The sequence below is a fragment of the Nocardioides sp. J54 genome (assembly GCF_000519005.1).
Lineage (GTDB): Bacteria > Actinomycetota > Actinomycetes > Propionibacteriales > Nocardioidaceae > Nocardioides.
In genome coordinates, this window is record NZ_JAER01000022.1 from 55,920 (window position 1) to 73,603 (window position 17,684).

21 protein-coding genes are annotated in these 17,684 nt (G+C 72.2%); 5 read left to right on the forward strand and 16 right to left on the reverse strand.

What is annotated here, in order from left to right:
• Nucleotide 1: 1 nt before the first annotated feature.
• From NOCJ54_RS0114520 to NOCJ54_RS0114545, 6 genes are all read right to left on the reverse strand, one after another.
• A complete protein-coding gene (locus NOCJ54_RS0114520) occupies nt 2-1,021 on the reverse strand; it encodes an iron-siderophore ABC transporter substrate-binding protein (protein WP_036518095.1) in 1,020 nt (339 codons plus the stop codon).
• A 24-nt stretch (nt 1,022-1,045) separates the two neighbouring features.
• Nucleotides 1,046-1,846, reverse strand: a complete 801-nt coding sequence (locus NOCJ54_RS0114525; protein WP_028656072.1) for an ABC transporter ATP-binding protein — start codon at nt 1,844-1,846, stop codon at nt 1,046-1,048.
• Between the two features lie 72 nt (nt 1,847-1,918).
• The gene (locus NOCJ54_RS0114530) at nt 1,919-3,688 is read right to left on the reverse strand and encodes a DEAD/DEAH box helicase (protein ID WP_028656073.1); all 1,770 of its coding nucleotides are present in this window, start codon (nt 3,686-3,688) and stop codon (nt 1,919-1,921) included.
• On the reverse strand, nt 3,685-3,942 hold the full coding sequence (locus NOCJ54_RS0114535) for a DUF3039 domain-containing protein (protein ID WP_036518117.1): 258 nt from the start codon (nt 3,940-3,942) through the stop codon (nt 3,685-3,687). Before NOCJ54_RS0114535 ends, NOCJ54_RS0114530 begins: the two co-directional genes overlap by 4 nt.
• Nucleotides 3,943-3,971: 29 nt before the next feature.
• The gene (locus NOCJ54_RS0114540) at nt 3,972-4,553 is read right to left on the reverse strand and encodes a YqgE/AlgH family protein (protein WP_051485872.1); all 582 of its coding nucleotides are present in this window, start codon (nt 4,551-4,553) and stop codon (nt 3,972-3,974) included.
• A gap of 110 nt (nt 4,554-4,663) precedes the next feature.
• Entirely contained in the window at nt 4,664-5,212 is a 549-nt protein-coding gene (locus NOCJ54_RS0114545) for a hypothetical protein (RefSeq protein WP_028656076.1), read from the reverse strand.
• Between the two features lie 195 nt (nt 5,213-5,407).
• Between NOCJ54_RS0114545 and NOCJ54_RS25960 the strand changes: the two genes are divergently transcribed.
• Nucleotides 5,408-6,127 (forward strand): TetR/AcrR family transcriptional regulator, encoded by a 720-nt coding sequence (locus NOCJ54_RS25960; protein ID WP_051485873.1) that lies wholly within the window; start codon nt 5,408-5,410, stop codon nt 6,125-6,127.
• 68 nt (nt 6,128-6,195) lie between these two features.
• Here NOCJ54_RS25960 and NOCJ54_RS0114555 read toward each other — a convergent pair whose 3' ends face one another.
• From NOCJ54_RS0114555 to NOCJ54_RS0114575, 5 genes are all read right to left on the reverse strand, one after another.
• Nucleotides 6,196-7,224, reverse strand: a complete 1,029-nt coding sequence (locus NOCJ54_RS0114555) for a DUF3048 domain-containing protein (protein WP_198020230.1) — start codon at nt 7,222-7,224, stop codon at nt 6,196-6,198.
• A gap of 112 nt (nt 7,225-7,336) precedes the next feature.
• On the reverse strand, nt 7,337-8,107 hold the full coding sequence (locus tag NOCJ54_RS0114560; protein WP_028656078.1) for an SDR family NAD(P)-dependent oxidoreductase: 771 nt from the start codon (nt 8,105-8,107) through the stop codon (nt 7,337-7,339).
• Between the two features lie 39 nt (nt 8,108-8,146).
• A complete protein-coding gene (locus NOCJ54_RS0114565; protein WP_028656079.1) occupies nt 8,147-8,560 on the reverse strand; it encodes an HIT family protein in 414 nt (137 codons plus the stop codon).
• A 28-nt stretch (nt 8,561-8,588) separates the two neighbouring features.
• A complete protein-coding gene (locus tag NOCJ54_RS28380; RefSeq protein WP_051485874.1) occupies nt 8,589-9,935 on the reverse strand; it encodes a M15 family metallopeptidase in 1,347 nt (448 codons plus the stop codon).
• Nucleotides 9,936-9,951: 16 nt separating this feature from the next.
• Nucleotides 9,952-10,386: a hypothetical protein gene (locus NOCJ54_RS0114575; protein ID WP_028656080.1), complete on the reverse strand. Its 435-nt coding sequence runs from the start codon at nt 10,384-10,386 to the stop codon at nt 9,952-9,954.
• Nucleotides 10,387-10,456: 70 nt separating this feature from the next.
• Between NOCJ54_RS0114575 and NOCJ54_RS0114580 the strand changes: the two genes are divergently transcribed.
• Nucleotides 10,457-11,224: a thioesterase family protein gene (locus NOCJ54_RS0114580; RefSeq protein ID WP_028656081.1), complete on the forward strand. Its 768-nt coding sequence runs from the start codon at nt 10,457-10,459 to the stop codon at nt 11,222-11,224.
• Between the two features lie 3 nt (nt 11,225-11,227).
• Here the strand turns inward: NOCJ54_RS0114580 and NOCJ54_RS0114585 are convergent, their stop codons facing one another.
• Nucleotides 11,228-12,211: a hypothetical protein gene (locus NOCJ54_RS0114585; RefSeq protein ID WP_028656082.1), complete on the reverse strand. Its 984-nt coding sequence runs from the start codon at nt 12,209-12,211 to the stop codon at nt 11,228-11,230.
• A 43-nt stretch (nt 12,212-12,254) separates the two neighbouring features.
• A complete protein-coding gene (locus NOCJ54_RS0114590) occupies nt 12,255-13,514 on the reverse strand; it encodes a hypothetical protein (protein WP_028656083.1) in 1,260 nt (419 codons plus the stop codon).
• Nucleotides 13,515-13,630: 116 nt separating this feature from the next.
• Between NOCJ54_RS0114590 and NOCJ54_RS0114595 the strand changes: the two genes are divergently transcribed.
• On the forward strand, nt 13,631-14,290 hold the full coding sequence (locus tag NOCJ54_RS0114595) for an SDR family oxidoreductase (RefSeq protein ID WP_028656084.1): 660 nt from the start codon (nt 13,631-13,633) through the stop codon (nt 14,288-14,290).
• A gap of 42 nt (nt 14,291-14,332) precedes the next feature.
• On the opposite strand, the gene NOCJ54_RS29995 is transcribed toward NOCJ54_RS0114595, so the two are convergent.
• Nucleotides 14,333-14,497, reverse strand: coding sequence for a GPGG-motif small membrane protein (locus tag NOCJ54_RS29995; RefSeq protein WP_186449949.1), 165 nt, complete (start codon nt 14,495-14,497; stop codon nt 14,333-14,335).
• Between the two features lie 71 nt (nt 14,498-14,568).
• Nucleotides 14,569-15,258 carry a helix-turn-helix transcriptional regulator gene (locus NOCJ54_RS0114605; protein ID WP_028656085.1) on the reverse strand — a complete coding sequence of 230 codons (690 nt, stop codon included), beginning with the start codon at nt 15,256-15,258 and terminating at the stop codon, nt 14,569-14,571.
• A gap of 49 nt (nt 15,259-15,307) precedes the next feature.
• On the opposite strand from NOCJ54_RS0114605, the gene folE reads away from it, so the two are divergent.
• Nucleotides 15,308-15,913, forward strand: a complete 606-nt coding sequence (gene folE, locus NOCJ54_RS0114610; RefSeq protein ID WP_028656086.1) for a GTP cyclohydrolase I FolE — start codon at nt 15,308-15,310, stop codon at nt 15,911-15,913.
• The gene (locus tag NOCJ54_RS25970) at nt 15,910-17,109 is read left to right on the forward strand and encodes an NAD(P)/FAD-dependent oxidoreductase (RefSeq protein WP_036518096.1); all 1,200 of its coding nucleotides are present in this window, start codon (nt 15,910-15,912) and stop codon (nt 17,107-17,109) included. The genes folE and NOCJ54_RS25970 overlap by 4 nt, the downstream gene beginning before the upstream one ends.
• A gap of 355 nt (nt 17,110-17,464) precedes the next feature.
• Here the strand turns inward: NOCJ54_RS25970 and NOCJ54_RS0114620 are convergent.
• Nucleotides 17,465-17,684: transposase (locus tag NOCJ54_RS0114620; protein WP_028656087.1), on the reverse strand; the 220-nt coding region annotated here is incomplete at its 5' end.

Here is a 17,684-nt window from a genome sequence, read left to right on the forward strand (position 1 = left end):
GTCACTTGGTCAGGAGGTCGACGTACGCGTCGATGACCTGCTGGGCCGAGCGGGGACCGCCGAAGGTCCAGATGCCGGTCGGGAACGCGTGCGAGCGGCCCTCGGCGACGGCGGGGATCTTCTTCCAGACGGCGTTCTTCGCGAGTGCGGCATTGACGTCGCCGGCGGGGTCGACGGTGCCGGTGTAGAAGAAGGTGGCGTCGCCGAGCTCGCTCATGCCCTCGATGTCGGTCTGGCCCAGGCCGTAGGCCGGGTCGACCTCGCCGGTCCAGGCGTTCTCGAGGCCGAGCTCCTCGCCCAGCTCACCCATCAGCGAGCCCTGGCCGAACGGGCGGATCGACACGTTGCCACCCTGGATCCAGCCGTCGAAGTAGACGAACTTCTTCTCCTCGACCGTGCCGACCTCCTCCCTGGCTGCCTCCAGCGAGGCGTTGAAGTCGTCGACGACGACCTCGGCGCGCTCCTCGCGGCCGGTGGCCTGCGCGATGAGCTCGAAGGTCGAGATCATGTTGGCGACCGGGTCCTTCGCGTCCGCACCCTTGGTGGCGAGCACCGGGACGTCGTACTTCTCGAGCTGCTTGATGATCTCGTCCTCGGCCGTGTAGGCCTCGACGACGACCAGGTCGGGGTTGGTGCCGAAGAGCGTCTCCAGGTTCGGCTCACCGCGGGTGCCCACGTCGGTGACGCCCTCGGCCGGGAGCTCCTCGGCGGTGTTCCAGGTGCCGTAGCCCTCGACGTCCGCCACCGCGACGGGGGTCAGGCACAGGGTGAGCACGTCCTCGACCTGCTGCCACTCGAGCACGGCGACGCGCTCGGCGGGCTTGTCGAGCTCGACCTTGCGGCCGTAGCTGTCGGTCAGCGAGACCGGGTCCGTCGAGGTGGTCGTCTCGTCGGCGGCGCAGTCGACGGAGTCGTTCGCCTGGGGGGCCGCGTCGTCGGAGCCGGTGTCGGTCGTGCCACAGGCGGCCAGGAACAGGCCGAGCGGCAGGGCCAGTGCAGCGGCCAGCGGTCGTGTCTTCATCGGGTTCCTCACTGGTGATGGCGCTCAGCGGCGCCGGTGGTGGTGCCTGCCCTGGGCCTCCACCCGCACCGCGCCCGTCTCCGGGTCGACGAAGCAGCGGATGGGCAGTCCGTAGACCTCGGAGAGGTGCTCCGCGGTCAGTACGTCGGCAGGTGCGCCGGCAGCGCGGACCGTGCCCTGGTGCAGCAGCACGATCCGGTCCGCCACGGTGGCGGCGTGGTTCAGGTCGTGCAGGACGACGCCGAGTGCCGTCCCGTGGTCGTCCGCGAGGTCGCGGACGAGGTCGAGGGTCTCCACCTGGTAGCGCAGGTCGAGGTGGTTGGTCGGCTCGTCGAGCAGCACCACGCCGGTGTCCTGGGCGAGGCAGGTCGCGAGCCAGACCCGCTGGAGCTCGCCGCCGGAGAGCTGGTCGACCGGCCGGTCGGCCATGTCGACGACGCCGGTGACGGCCATCGCGTGGTCGATCGCCGCACGGTCGGCGTCGCTGACGCCCGCGAAGCGGCCGCGGTGCGGGTGGCGGCCGAAGGCCACGACGTCGCGCACCCCGAGGCCCGACGGGTGCGGGCGCGACTGCGACAGCAGGGTCACCCGGCGGGCGAACTCCTTCGCGCTCAACGGCGCGGCGTCCTGGTCGTCGACGTGCACCGAGCCCGCGTCGATGCGGTGCAGGCGGGCGAGCGAGCGGAGCACGGTCGACTTGCCGCTGCCGTTGGGGCCGATGAGCGCGGTGACGACGCCGGGCTCGAGGCGCACGGAGACGCCGTGCACGACGGTCGTCCGCTGGTAGCCCAGGACGAGGTCGCGTCCTTCGAGAGCGGTGGTCACGAAAGGTCAGCCTAACCTAAGTGTCCGGCGGCCAGGCATCCTTTGCGATGCCTCTCCACATCCTGGCGCGGCTCAGGAGGTCTTGCGCACCGCCCACTCGCGGATCCGGTCGATGCGCTTCTGCAGCTGCTCGGCGTTCGCGACCGCGGCCGCCGGACCCCCGCACTCGCGGCGCAGGGCGGCGTGGGTGATGCCGTGCGCCTGGCCGGTCCGGTGGTGCCAGGACGCGACCAGGCTGTTCAGCTCGCGCCGGAGCAGCGCGAGGTGCTCGTGGGTCGCGACGTCGGTGAGCGAGTCCGCCGGGCGCTTCTCCTCGACCTCGGCGACCTTCCGGGTCTTGCGTCGCTCCTCCTGGCGCTGGCGCAGCAGGCTGCGCATCTGGTCCGGCTCCAGCAGGCCCGGGATGCCGAGGAAGTCCATCTCCTCCTCCGACCCGACGTGGACCTCGCCCTCGTGGCCGAACTGCGCGCCGTCGTACAGGGCGTGGTCGAAGCGGGCCTCGGACCCGAGCGCCTCGAACGGGACGGCCTCGAGCTCGTCGGAGGCCGCGTCGCCGGCGTTGGCCTGGTTCATCAGGTCCTCTTCGGCGGAGAAGATGTCGCCGTCGTTGCTGACCTTGCGCTTGAGCACGTGGTCGCGCTGCGCCTCCAGCTCGGCCGCGAAGCCGAGCAGGTTCGGGACCGACGGCAAGAACACCGACGCGATCTCACCGCGGGTCCGGGCGCGCACGAAGCGGCCGACGGCCTGGGCGAAGAAGAGCGGGGTCGAGGTCGTGGTGGCCCACACGCCGACGGCGAGCCGGGGCACGTCGACGCCCTCGGACACCATGCGAACCGCGACCATCCAGCGGCTGGTGTCGGCACTGAAGGCGGAGATCCTCTTCGACGACGCCTTCTCGTCGGAGAGCACGACGGTGGCCGACTCGCCGGTGATCTGCTTGAGGATCTTCGCGTACGCGCGGGCGCTGTCCTGGTCGGCGGCGATGACCAGCCCGCCGGCGTCCGGGACGTGGCGGCGCACCTCCGAGAGGCGCTTGTCCGCGGCGGCGAGCACCGACGGGATCCACGACCCGTTCGGGTCGAGCGCGGTGCGCAGCGCCTGCGAGGTCATGTCCTTGGTGAGCGGCTCGCCCAGCGACGCGGCGACCTCGTCGCCGGCGCGGGTGCGCCAGCTCATCTGCCCCGAGTAGGCGAGGAAGAGGACCGGGCGGACGACGTGGTCCTTGAGGGCGTCGGCGTAGCCGTAGGTGAAGTCGGCGACCGAGGTCGGCACGCCGTCCTCGCCGGGCGCGTAGGTGACGAACGGGATCGGGTTGATGTCGGACCGGAAGGGCGTCCCGGTCAGGGCCAGGCGCCGGGCGGCGGGCTCGAAGGCCTCGCGCACGCCCTCGCCCCAGCTGAGCGAGTCGCCGGCGTGGTGGATCTCGTCGAGGATCACCAGGGTGCGGAAGCGCTCGGTGCGGATGCGCATCGCGAGCGGGTTCACGCCGACCCCGGCGTAGGTCACCGCGACGCCGACGTAGTCGCTGGAGATCTTGCCCGCCCCGGCGGAGTACGTCGGGTCGACCGGGATCCCCGCCCGGGCGGCCGCCTCGGCCCACTGCTGCTTGAGGTGCTCGGTGGGCGCGACGATCACCAGCCGGTCGACCACGCGACGGCCGAGCAGCTCGCTGGCGACGGTCAGCGCGAAGGTCGTCTTGCCTGCGCCGGGCGTCGCGACGGTGAGGAAGTCACGGGGGTTGCGGGTGAGGTAGTCCTGGAGCGCGGCAGACTGCCAGGCACGCAGCGACGGCGCCGTGCCCCAGGCTGCCCGCTCCGGCCATGCCGGACCGAGCGACGTCATGCCTCCGGACCGGCCCCTTCGTCGTCGCCCATGCCTTCCCAGATCTCCTTGCACTCGGGGCAGACCGGGAACTTCTCGGGCGCACGGCTCGGCACCCAGACCTTGCCGCACAGGGCCACGACGGGGGTGCCCATGACCATCGCCTCGGTCAGCTTGTCCTTGTCGACGTAGTGCGAGAAACGCTCGTGGTCGCCCTCGTCGGTCGGGACGGTACGGCGGTCCTCGCGGACATCCGTTTCTGTCGAGAAGCCGATCGTGGTCACCGGTTCATCCTAGGCCCCGCTCAGTTGAGCTCGGGATCCGCGGGGCGCGTGGCGTGGAAGGCGAGGTCACCGGGCTGGCGCCGCAGCACCTGGCGCCGCAGGTCGGGAGCCTCGCCCCCGAAGACGTCCTCGACGCTGCCCGGGACGACGTACCAGGCCCCCTCCGCCACCTCGGCCTGCAGCTGGCCGGGCCCCCAGCCGGCGTACCCGGCGAAGATGCGCAACCGGTCGACCGTGCCGTCGACGAGCTCGCGCGGGGTGTCGAGGTCGAGCAGGCCGAGCCGGCCCCACATCGGCTTGAACCCCGCGGCGTCGAGGCCGTCGGGCGAGGCGAGGGCCACCGCGAGGGCGCCGTCCGTGGAGACCGGGCCGCCCTGGAAGAGCACCTCGGGCTCGTCGACCACGTCGCCCCACTCCCCCAGCACCTCGGAGACCGGCAGGGCGGAGGGCCGGTTGAGCACGACGCCGAGCGCCCCCTCGCCGTTGACCTCGAGGAGGAGGACGACGGTGTCGACGAAGTTCGGGTCCAGCAGGGCGGGACTGGCCAGGAGCAGGCTCCCGACGGCGATGTCCCCCGTGCCGTGACCGGTCGCGCTCGACATGGCCCCATCATCCCACCCGCCACCCCGCGGGTGAACCGGTGCGACCCCGGCCCGACGCGTGAGTGGGAGGGTCGCGTCGGTGCCGGGGTCGGGTCCGGTGGGTGCGGCGGTCAGGCGGCGAGGACCGCCCGCAGCCGCTCGAGGAGGGTGCCGCGGACCTGCGACTCCTCGTGGGCCTCCGCCGGGTCGACCGGCGGCAGGGTCCGATGCAGCTCGCGGGCGCGCTCCTCGATCGCGGCACCCGCACGCAGGGCGGCCTGCTCGCTGAGCAGGCTCGCCCGGCCGGCCATCACGGCGAGCAGGTAGTGCTCCTTGGCGGCGGCCTTGGCCATCGCCCGGGCCATCGCGTCGTCGACGGGCTCGGCGCGGTAGTGGTCGATGATCATCCGCACGCCGGGGAGCTCGTGCGCGGTGTTGCTCCAGGCGACCGCGACGGCCTCGTCGAGGTCGGTGGGCTGGTGGGCCAGCATCTGCTCGATGTTGCCGGCCAGGCGGGTGTGCCACTTGAGGACGAGGGCACCGAGCAGGTCGAGCTCGTCGTGGAAGGTCTCAGCGACGCCGTCGACGTCCGTCGGCAGGACGCCGTCGCGACGCTGGGACGACGCAGTGATCACGGCGCGAAGGGTCTCGCCCCGGTTGTGGTAGGCCGTCCAGGTCATGGTCAGCTCCTTGATCTTTCTCGGCGGTTGCCAGGCAGGCGGAGGGAGTACTGGGGGTACCTGACATACCGATGGTACGTACTGTGAGTATTACGCAGACCGGCGGTATGTCATACGTGCTGCGGCCGTGATCCCGCCCACCTCCGCGGGTGACCGCTGTCACGGTGCACGGCAGCGGTTCCCTATGCTGGGCCGGTGCCCAAGGCGTCCGTCTCGAAGCTCGTCCCCAAGGTCCCCGGCGTCGCCGGCGCGACCCGCCGGGCGGCGTACTCCGCCAGCACGAAGCGGGCCCTGGTCGACGTCGCGGAGGACCTCTTCGCGGAGAAGGGGTACGCCGCCACCTCGCTCGACACGATCGTCGCCGGCGCCCGGGTGACCAAGGGCGCGCTCTACCACCACTTCTCCGGCAAGCAGGCGCTCTTCGAGGCCGTCTTCGAGCGGGTCGAGCAGGAGTCGGCGAAGCGCATCCAGAAGGCGCTGCGCGCCGAGCGGGACCCGTGGGAGAAGGCGATCGCCGGCCTCCGCTCGTTCCTCGAGGTGGTCCAGGAGCAGCGCTACCGCCGCATCGTGATCCAGGACGGCCCGGCCGTGCTCGGCTACGAGCGCTACCGCGAGCAGGAGGAGCGCTCGACGTACGCCAACATCGTCGAGATCGTCCGCTCCACGCTCGAGGCCGGCCGGTGGGAGCTCGACGAGCCGATGCTGCAGACCTTCTCCCGCATCTTCTTCGGGGCGATGTCCTCGGCCGGCGAGTCGGTCGCGACCGCCGACGACCCGGAGGCCGCGGCGGACCGGGTCGAGGGCGCGATCGCCTTCCTCCTCGCCGGCGTGCAGAGCCTCGTGGAGCAGGGCCGCGACGTGACCGAGCTGCTCGGGCGCGGCGCCGTCCAGCCCGAGGCCGACGAAGCCCCCTGAGACGACGAACCGGCCGGCCCCCTCGGGACCGGCCGGCCGCGCTGTCGTGGGTCAGCGGCGGATTGTGCTCACTTGCCGATGACGACCGAGCCGCCGGCGCCGTCGACCGGCACCAGCTCGACCCAGACCTTGCCGGCGGGGACCTTGAGCTCGCTGCCGTCCGCGGCGGACAGGGTCAGCGGCGAGCTGACCTTGTCCTTCTTCCACTCGCCCTCGTAGACCTTGCCGCCGTGGAAGACCTGCGCGATGCCGCCACCCTTGAAGCGGCTCTCGGGAACGAAGTTGCCGGCGGGGTCGGTGTAGCCGGCGTCGACGACCTCGACGCGCAGCACGAGCACGGTGTCCGGCTTGAACCGGTCGCCCTCGGCGGCGAACGAGTTGTCGTTGGTCCAGGAGCCGTTGCGGAAGGTCCAGCTCGTGGTGTGGCTGCCGAAGCCTGCCGAAAGCTTCCGGGCGGGCTGGCCGGCCGGCAGGTCCTCGGCGGTCCCCCACGGCAGGTAGTCGGCGGGCCGCTCGACCTCGCCGTCCTCGGTCTCCTTGGCGAGCTTCTCGAGGTCGGTGAAGAGGTTGTACGGCGCTCGGCGCCCGCTGTTGCGGTAGAAGCCGGGACCGCCCTCCTGGAAGAACGTGATCTTGTGCTTGTTGATCCGGCTGATCGTGACGCCGGCGGCGCCGCTGGTCGCGATCACGCCGTCGACCGGCTTGACGATGCCGATGTCGCTGGCGCGCATCGATCGGACCGGGCCGACGTCGCCGGGCAGCTTCGAGTAGAAGAACGCCGCGAGGCGGGTGATCCCGCCCTCCACCAACTCCTCGACGACGAGGTCGGCCTTGCCCAGGCCGACCTGCGGGGCGCTGGAGGAGGAGTTGTCGATCTTGGCGACGATGACCGGGTGGTCGAGCTCGACCGACTCGCCCTCCTTCGCCTCGACGCCGGTGAGCGGCCACGTGGCCGGCTCGTCGGGCGCCTGGCTCTCAGTGGGGCTCGGCGTGCTCTTCGGCTCGGACGGGTCGTCGTCACCGCCACAGCCCGCGAGCGCGAGGCTCAGCGCGAGCAGGGAGGCGGGCAGGGCAGATCGCAGAGTCGTCACACGCACGCGAACAGTGTGGACCAGCACCCCCGGGGACGACGGAGCCGCCCCCGCGTGTCGCGGGAGCGGCTCCATGCGTTGCCTTGCTGCGTGATCGGGTGACCAGGCGGTCGGGTGATCAGGTGCCGAGCGAGATGCCACCGTCGACGTAGAGCGTCTGGCCGGTGACGTACGACGCCTCGTCGGAGGCCAGGAAGGCGACCGCGGCGGCGATGTCGGCCGGGTAGCCGATCCGGCGCACCGGGTTGGCCTCGGCGTTGAGCTTGAAGAACTCGTCCGGCTCCATCTTCAGGCGCGTCGCGGTGGCCTCGGTCATCTCGGTGACGATGAAGCCCGGGGCGACGGCGTTCACGTTGATGCCGAAGGGGCCGAGCTCGATGCCCAGGGTGCGGGTGAAGCCCTGGATGCCCATCTTCGCGGCCGAGTAGTTGGCCTGGCCGCGGTTGCCCAGCGCCGAGACGCTGGAGATGTTCACGATCTTGCCGTACTTCTGTTCCACGAAGTGCTTCTGGGCAGCCTTGGACAGCAGGAACGCGCCCTTGAGGTGCACGCCCATGACCAGGTCCCAGTCCTCCTCGGTCATCTTGAAGAGGAGGTTGTCGCGGGTGATGCCGGCGTTGTTGACGAGGATGTGGATCCCGCCCAGCTCGCTGACGACCCGCTCGATGGCGGCGTCGACCGACGCGCCGTCGGAGACGTTCGCGCCGATGCCGACGGCCTTCGCGCCCTCGACCAGTGGCAGCTTCGCAGCGGCCTCGGCCGCGGCGCCCTCGTCGAGGTCGACGATCGCGATCGACGCGCCCTCCTCGGCGAAACGGGAGGCGGTGCCGAACCCGATCCCGCGCGCAGCTCCGGTGATGACGGCGACCCGCCCGTCGAAACGACCCATGTGACTACCTCTCAGCTCGGTTCACGTCCGGCGCAGAGCCTACGACCCCAGCGCCGCGCGCAGGCGGGCGGCGTACTCCGCGGACTCCCCGTCGTCGTACGTGCGGCGCGGCCAGAAGAAGCCGCGCAGCCCGTCACCCTTGGTCCGGGGCACGACGTGGAGGTGCAGGTGGGGCACGGACTGGCTCACCACGTTGTTCATCGCCACGAAGCTGCCCTGGGCGCCGAGGCCGTCGACCACGGCCGCCGCGAGCCGCTGCGCGGCGGCGAGGAAGCCGTCCCGCTGGTCGGCCGGCAGGTCCGGCAGGGTGACGTGGTGCTCGCGCGGGACGAGCAGCACGTGGCCCTTGAACACCGGCCGGCGGTCGAGGAAGGCCACCAGGTGCGGCTCGTCGAGGACGACGTCGGCCTCGGCGTCGCCGGCGATGATCGTGCAGAAGACGCAGTCGGTCACGGCTTCAGGCTAGGACGGGGCGCCGACGTCAGTGGCACACCACGTCCCCGCAGCCGGGTACGACGACCAGCCGGCCGCCGCGCGGGACGGCGTCGAAGTGGTGCAGGTCGGAGTAGCCGTAGGTCCAGCGCAGGCCCCGGCCGTTCATGATCCGCACGACCTGGTGCTGCCGGGAGCGCCAGGCGACCCGGCCGTGGGAGCGCGAGGGCCACCACCCGTTGGGCGTCCAGCCGTGGCTGGAGCGATAGGGGTTCTCCCACGGGTTGACGTCGAGCGAGCGGCCGTAGCTGTGCGGGCTGCGCACGCCCGGTCGGCCGACGACCCAGCGGCAGTTGAAGGCGGAGGTGTTGTCGGCGGCCATCGAGCGGTAGTCGTTGGCGCCGTTGAGCTTCCCGGACCAGCCGAAGCGGTCGACGCGGTACATCGACCGGATCGGCAGCTTCGCGCGGTACATGTCGGCGAGCGCGTTGGACATCTGCCGGATCACCGATGCCGCGGCGACGAGCTCTCCGCGCCGGCGGTAGCCGGTGAAGTCCCAGTAGTTGATCCGCAGCAGGCGCAGGCCGGCGCGGCCGACCGGGCAGCCGCGGTGCCAGCTGCGCCCGACCATGTTCCGCCACACCTTGTCGGGGATCCGGGTGATCACGGGATTGGGGCCGGCGCCGGTGGCGCGGGCCTGCGGCGGCAGGCCCACCCGCGGCCGCGGCGCCCGGCCGGGCAGCGACACCGGCTTGCCCGGCGGCAGGTTGTCGACGTCGTGGCGCGGGCTGACCGAGCGCGCCGCCCACGGGTGCGCGGGCGCGACGACCCGCCACCGGGTGTCGCCGCGCGGGGCGATCCGCGTGGTCGTCGTTCCGTCGGAGCGCAGCGTCAGGTTGCGGATCGCCTTCCACTTGCGGTTGTGCACGCGTTGCAGGACGACCTTGCCGGGGACCGGCGTGCCCTCGCTGGTGAGCCGGGTGATCGTGAGCCGGATCGCGGTCTCGTCCACGACCTTGCGCGGGCCGGTGATCCGGGTCCGGGTCGCGATCGCGCGCAGCGGCAGCCGGTACTCCCCCGTCGCCTCGCCCGAGGTGGCCCGGAGCCGGTTGCGGGACGGCTGCCGGCGCACCGCGACCTGGGCGGTCGCCGTGCCGGCGTCGTCGGCGACGAGGGTCGCCTCCGGCCGCCAGCTGCTGCCGTCCCACCGCTCGAGGATGATGTCAGCCCCGGGCGCAGCACCGGACACCGTGAGCGTGGTGTCCCGGTCGGCGTACTGCCCGGGCGCGGAGAGCGTCAGCTCCGCCGCGCCGGAGGCTGGCACCGGGAGCAGCGGTCCGACCAGGATCGCGACGAGCGACGCGGCGAGGAGGGCGAGCAGGCGTCCGAGGGGCATGACCAACAGTCCCCCGTCAGGCGGAAAGCAACAAGATCCCTCCCGTGAGGAGCGCGCCGACCTTGGCGACCTCCGCGCCGACGTACCAGAGGTGGGCGCGCGAGCCCGGGCCGTCGACGCCGTCCGGCGCGGCGAGCACGGCGTCGGTGCGCCTCGTCAGCGCCGGGCGCACGAGGGCGACCTGCGCGACGAGGAGCGCCACGGCGAGGCCGAGCGCCACCACCGGGCCGGTGGCCGGGGAGCCGGCGACGAGGCCGACGACCACGAGCACGGCGAGCACCGCCTCGCAGGCGTTGAGCGCACGGAAGACGAGGCGGCCGATGCCGAGCCCGACGCGGAGCGTGACGTCCGGCGCCCGGAACTTCAGCGGGGCCTCGAGGAACGAGATCGCGAGCACCATCCCCAGCCAGGTGAAGGTGGCGGCGACGACGAGGGCGAGCGACGTGGCCATGGCCACATGATCCTCCCCCTGCCCCCGATCGGAGGTACGGGGTCAGGGATCGGCCGGGGACAATGAGCCGGTGGCGTACTGGCACCGGACTGCACCGCACACCTTCACCCCGACCGAGCACGTGGGTGGCTCGTGGGACCTCGCGACCCAGCACATCGCGCCCGCCCTGGGCGTGCTCGCGCACGAGGTCGAGCGCGACCGCGACCAGCGGCGCGGCAGCGACCTGGTGGTGAGCCGGTTGTCCTACGACATCCTCGGCACGGTCCCGAACGAGGCGATCGACGTCGCCGTCGAGGTGCTCCGCCCGGGACGCACGATCGAGCTGGTGCAGGCCACGGCGTCGTACGCCGGGCGTGCGGTCGTCATCATGCGGGCCTGGCTGACCGAGCCGTACGACACCTCCGCGGTGGCCGGGACCGACCTGCCGTCGATCCCCGGCCCCGACGAGCTGGAGCCGTGGGACATGTCCGGGCTGTGGCCCGGCGGCTTCATCGCCTCGATCGAGGTGCGCCGCAAGGAGATGGGCCCCGGCCGGTCCGTCGCGTGGGTGCGCACCCCGCACGAGCTAGTCGCCGACGAGCCGGTCAGCCGGCTGGCCCAGGTCGCCGGCCTGGTCGACGTGGCGAACGGCATCGCCGTGCGCACCGACCCGACCGGCACGGCCTTCCCGAACCTCGACCTCACCGCACACTTCCTGCGAGAGCCCGTCGACGGCTGGCTCGGCCTCGACACCACGCAGTCCTACGGCGCCGGTGGCGTCGGGCTGACCAGCTCGAAGTTCCACGACGAGGCCGGCCCGCTCGGCACCGTCGCCCAGACGCTGACGGTCAGGCCCTGACGGTCAGGCCCTGACCAGCCGGCGCCACGCGCTCGGCCGCTCGGCGACCTCGAAGCCCATCTTGCGGGCACGTCGCGTGAGCTCGTCGCCGAGCTCCCGGTCGATGCGGCCGTAGGACAGGCGCGGCGCACCGGCCATGGTCGTGAGCGGCTTGCCGTCCTTGAGCACTTCTGGCCGCAGCCGGGGAGCGCCGCTCCACTTCTCGAAGTAGTGCGCGAGGACGCGGACCCGGGCGCGGACGTCGGCGACCTTCCGCCACGCCTTGACCTTGCTCTTCTCCGTCGGGTCGCCGTCGAGCAGGTCGTAGATCGCCATGAGGTCGCGCCGGATGCCGGAGAGCGCCAGCAAGGCGTGCATGCCCTTCTTCGACGAGCCGATCAGCGGGCTCCAGTCGCGCATCGCAGCAATGACGCGGCGAAGCGCCTGGTCGACGAGGCCCGACGCCCATCTCTCCCAGTCCTGGTCGGGGTCGACGGGCACCCGTCGCGGGTCGACGACGTCTCCCGGGGCGTTCCACGCGAGGATCTCCTGGCGCCCGTTGCGCAGCCACTTGAGCGGCTTGCCCGGGGCGTCCCAGCCCTCCCAGTGGGGCGTCACCTCGTTCGGCGCCTTGCCCACCGACAGCAGCCCGAGGGCGACCTCGACGTCGACCATGTGGTCGACGATGCCGCCCGCTCCCGCACCGGACAGGCCGAGCTGCATCTCGTCCTGCTTGCGCTGCTCGGACCGCTCGTAGACGAGGAAACCGACGGCGACGAGGAGGACGGAGGAGACGGTCCCGGCGATGATCGAGTGGTCGCGCCAGTACTCCGTCATCGCCTCGAAGGGCCACTCGGTGACGAGCAGCAGGATCCAGAGCACCGCGCAGCCCACGGTGAGCCAGGACATCCAGCGGTCGGGGATGCGGTTGCTCCGCACGGCGTGCACGAGGAGTGCGAGGAAGCCGGCTCCCGCCAGGATGGTCAGGGTGCCCCAGAGCTGGTCCACGAGGTCTGTTCTCCGTCTCTGACGTCGTCGGTCGGCGCTGCGCTCAGCGGTTGAGCATCTGGTTGAAGATCGACTCGGCCATCTCCATCTGGCCGAAGATGGTGAGCAGCTGCCGCTTCTCGAACGGCTCGAGGTCGCGTCGCTCGCCCTCGCTCCCCTTGTAGAGCAGGGCGTGCTCGATCCGCGCGGCGGCGTCCTGGAACACCGTGCGGACCTGGACCTCGAACCGGATCCCCTCGAGACCCTGGCGCGCGTGCGGCAGCAGCGTGGTGACGTGGGTTCCGCGATAGCCCGGCACCTCCTTGTCCCCGCCGATCTCCTCGTGGCGGGGCTCCAGGCCTGCCGCGGCGATGAGGTCGGCGGCCGCCGACTGCTCCTGCTCGGACGGGACGGTGACGCGCACGCCGACGAGGTCCTCGACGTCCCGGCACACCTTGTCGATCGATCCCGCCTCGTCGCCGTAGTAGAAGTGCGGCCCGTGGACCGTCTCCCCGGCCCTGCACCTGACGCAACGCTTGCCGGCCGCCCCGCACAGCCGGGCCAGCTTGGCGACGAAGCTGTCGCGGGTCTTCAACCGCGCGTCGACCACTGCCTGCTCGAACGCGACGTCGTCGCCTGCCGCCTTGCGGTCGCGGACCTCGTCGTCCAGCAGCCGACGCAGCCACGCCTCGGCGTCGACCCGCAGGCCCTCGTACTGCCACTTCCGCGCGTCGTACCAGGCACCGGCCTGTGCCCGTCGTTCGGCGACCTGCTTCTCGAAGCCCCGGACCTCCGGCTGGTGCAGCGCCGGTGGCTCCACCGTCGTCGAGGGCGCGGTGGACTCATCGGCGAGCGCGTACCTCCGCGGCCGGCCGGTGCCCCGCAACCTCCCGTCGGCCTCCAACCGCCGGATGGCGGCGTAGACCCGGCTGCCGGCGAGGTCGACGAGGTCGTCCACCTCCCGCAGCTCCTGCAGCGTGACCTGTGGCTTCTTGCCGACGACGTCGAGGACGCGCCGGTCGACCTCGGCGTCGTCCGTGCGACGTCCGTGCTGACCGAGGCCGGTACGCCAACCGTCAGCCTCGTCCGAGCGGGGGTCGCCGGTCACCTTGTAGACCAGCGGGCGGCCCTTCGAGACCACCAACCCCGCCTGGCGCAGCTCCTTGAGCAGGAAGTACACCGCCTCGTCGTCCAGGTCGGCCCGGGCTGCAACCACCTGCCGGTCCACGCCCCCACCGGTCTCCTGCTGCAGCTCGCGCAGGGCGTCGAGCACCCGCTGCGACCTCTGGTCCAGCTCGGGCAGCTGGTCGGGATCCGTCGACATGCCTCGTGACCTTGGCAGAGGGTTCACCAACACGCAGGCTTTCAGGAGAACTCGCCCGTGGCGCCCGTCACGCAGGATCGGTGGCCGGGTCAGGACCGGCCCCGTACGTTGGGGACATGCGCGTCGCCATCGTCGGAGGACACGGTCAGATCGCCCGCCTGCTGCACCCGCTCCTGGTCGCGCGGGGCCACACCCCGGTCGCCCTGGTGCGCAAGGAGGAGCAGCGGCCCGAGCTGGAGTCGCTCGGCGCGGAGGTGCGGCTGCTCGACATCGAGAACGCTGGGGCCGACCGGTTCGCGGCGGCGTTCGACGGCTGCGACGCCGTCGTCTTCAGCGCTGGCGGCGGGCCGGACGGCAACGCCGCGCGCAAGCGGACGGTGGACCTCGGCGGGTCGCTGAAGTCGATCGAGGCGGCGACCTCGACGGGCATCCGCCGCTTCGTGCAGGTCTCCGCGATCGGCGTGGACGACCCGGTCCCGGCGGACACCGGGGAGGTCTGGACGGCCTACGTCGAGGCCAAGCGCGACGCCGACGCCGCGCTGCGGGACAGCGGCCTGGACTGGACGATCATCAGGCCGGGGGCGTTGAGGGACGACCCGGCCACCGGCCGGGTCGCGCTGGGACCGGAGGTGGCCCGCGGGCCGGTCACCCGCGCCGACGTGGCGGCGGTGCTGGCGGTCGTGGTGGACCGCGAGGACACCGTCGGCCGGCAGTGGAACCTCGTCGGCGGCGACGTCCCGGTCATCGAGGCCGTGGACGCCGCCGCTCGAGCATGAGGCCAGCGGTCAGGCTGGTCCGAGCCGGTCAGCCTGAGTGGGTCAGACTGTCCGTCCGCTGCGTCCGTTGAAGATCGAGACGCCTCCGGGGCCGACCAGGAGACCGACGACGATCAACACGATCCCGAGAAGGATGCTGCCCTGGATCAGGGTGACGATTCCGGCAATGACCAGGACGACTGCGGCGATCCACAAGAGCGTGCCCATAGCGATTCCTTTCCCTCGCCCACCGGGTGGTGGGGTGCTCGGGCAGTACCCCGGCTCCCGGGCCGCAGACCTCACCCTTTGCCGGAGCCTTCGGCCCGGCCCCGCCTGACCTTCACGCAGCAGGCGGGCGGGTCCGGCTCGAGGCACGCCCGGGCGTCGGCGCAGCCGAGGCCGTCGACGACTCCCTGGACGAAGGACCGGTTGAGCGTGCAGACCAGCTCGGTGTGCCGCTGCGCGAGGGTGTCGAAGGGGCAGTTGGCGAGCGCCACGACGTCGTCCTCGTGGGTCGCCTCGAAGCCGAGGCCCTCCAGCAGCGCGGCCAGGCCCGGCAGGTCCGGCGACACCGGGGCCGCCCCCGCGAGCTCACTCCCCTCGGCCCACGCCGCGGCCGGGAGGGCGTCGTCGAGCGGCTCACCAGCACGCGCCCGGTCGACGCCGGCGGCGAGGATCGCGCCCATGAGATCGTAGCGGCGGGGAGGCAGGGAGACGGCGACCTCCTCCGTCGTACGGCGGTAGAGCTTGCTCGGCCGCCCGGCCCCGGGTCCGGTGCGTCCGGTCAGCCGTCGGTACTCCACCTCCAGCAGGCCCTCGTCGACGAGCCGGTCGAGGTGGAAGCTCGCGGTCGGACGGGTCACCCCGGCCGCGGACGCGGCCTCGTCGCGTCCGACCGGTTCGGTCCGGGCGCACACGTAGCGGTAGAGGGCGCGCCGCGTGGGGTCGGCGAGGACGCCCACCCGGGCCGCTTGCTTTCCGAGGTCCACGGGTGGATTCTAAAACAAAGATCCGCTAGCACAAGAAAGTGGGCGTGCGATGTCCGTCAGCCCGATCCACCGGCGGCTCCGCGTCGCCCGGTCCGTCCCCGACGTCGACCGCGAGGCCGTCACCGCGGCGGCAGCGACCCTGCTGGCCACCCTCGGGCTCGACCTGGCGGACGAGAACCTGGTCGAGACGCCCCGACGGATGGCCGACGCGCTCATCGAGATGACGCACGGGCCCGAGTTCGACCTCACCACCTTCGCCAACCACGAGGAGTACGACGAGCTCGTGGTCGTCAGCGACATCCCCGTCCAGTCGCTGTGCGAGCACCACGTCCTCCCCTTCGTCGGGGTGGCGCACGTCGGCTACCTCCCGGGCGAGCGGATCCTCGGGCTGTCGAAGTTCGCGCGGATGGTGGACTTCCACGCCCGCCGCCCCCAGACGCAGGAACGGCTGACCAAGGCCGTCGCCGACCACCTCCAGGAGGTCCTCGCCCCGCGCGGGGTCGGCGTGGTCATCCAGGCCGAGCACACCTGCATGTCGCTGCGCGGCGCCCGCACCCCGGGCACCCGCACGACCACGTCCACCCTCTTCGGCCTGCTGCGCGACGACCCGCGCAGCCGGGCCGAATTCCTCGAGCTGACCAGGAGCCGGCCATGAACATCGTGATCATCGGCGGCGGCCTCGCCGCTGCGAAGGCGACCGAGGAGCTGCGCACCCGGGGCCACAGCGGCGACATCGTCGTCGTCGCCGCCGAGCCGCACCGACCGTACGAGCGACCGCCGCTCTCCAAGGGCGTCCTGCTCGGCAAGGAGGAGCCGTCGTCGGCGTACGTCCACGACGAGGGCTGGTACGACGAGCACGACGTCGAGCTGCTCACCGGCACGCCCGCCAGTGCGATCGACCTCGACACCTGCCACGTCGTCGTCGGCGACCGCCGGCTGCCGTACGACCGGCTGCTGGTCGCCACCGGCGCGGTCCCGCGGCGACTGCCGACGCTCGACGAGTCCGGTGCGGACGTGCGCTACCTGCGCACGATGGACGACGCCACCGCACTGCGCGCCGACCTGTCCGGCTCGATCCTCGTCGTCGGCGCGGGCTGGATCGGCCTCGAGGTCGCGGCTGCAGCGCGGGAGGCCGGCGCGGCCGTGACCGTCGTCGAGAGCGCTCCCCTCCCCCTCGGCGCCGTGCTCGGCCCGGAGCTGGCCACCGTCTTCGCCGACCTGCATCGCGAGCACGGCGTGGACCTGCGCCTGGCCACCTCCCCGGAGTCGGTCGACCACACCGACGGCCGCACGACCGTCCGTCTCTCCGACGGTCACGAGCTGCACCCCGACCTGGTCGTCGTCGGCATCGGCGCCGTCCCCGACGACCGGCTCGCCGCCGCCGCGGGGCTGGCCACCGACAACGGCGTCCTCGTCAACAGCCGCCTGCGCGCCTCCGACCCGCACGTCTTCGCCGCCGGCGACGTCGCCCGCCAGGACCACCCGCTCCTCGGCCCGATCCGCGTCGAGCACTGGGACACCGCCATCCACCAGGGGCGCCACGCCGCCCGCGTGATGCTGGGCGAGGACGCGGCGTACGACCGCCAGCCGTACTTCTTCACCGACCAGTACGACCTCGGCATGGAGTACGTCGGCCACACCGGCCGGGGCTACGACGAGGTCGTCGTCCGCGGCGACCGCGCCTCCCGCGTCCTGACCGCCCTGTGGGTCAAGGACAGCCGTGTCGTCGCGGGCATGCACCTCAACGACTGGGACGCCATCGACCCCATCCGCACCTGGGTCGGCCGCCCGGCCACCCCGCAGCTGCGCGACGCCTCCATCGCCCTCGCCGACGTCCCGCTCGTCGACTAGGCGACCGACTGCTCCGACGGCTCGGTCGTCCCAGCGCCCCAAGGCAGCGACGAGGAAGTACGGCGGGTGGCTGGGTCCGGTGGTCGGCCTGCGGTCCCGTAGATGGAGATGTCGTTGCTCCCACCGGGCTGCGGTTGCGTAGCCGGCACAGGCCCGAAAGGCAGCGACGAGGAAGTACGGCGGGTGGCCGGGTTCGGCGGTCGGCTTGCGGTTGCGTAGGCACCGCAACTCCCGGTGGTTGAGGTGCGACGAGCGCTAGCGAGGAGCCTCGAAACCACCGGACCTTCAAGGCGGACTGTGGAGGAAGATTCTGGAGAATCCCCAGTCCACAGGGCTCTCCTGACGCATGTGTGGGTCAACAGGGCCGCCCTGGGAGCGCGGGACGGTAGCCACCGAGGCTGAGCATTGCGATAGCGATGAGGGCGTCTGGCGAGGCGAATCCGAAGGCCATCCGGGTCAGGAGCCGAATGCGAGTGTTGACCGACTCGGTGGGACCGTTGGACATGCCGTGCTCGATCGAGGTGAGGATGCCGGCGCGGTGCTTCTTGACCCGTCGGGCCACCGTGACCATCGCC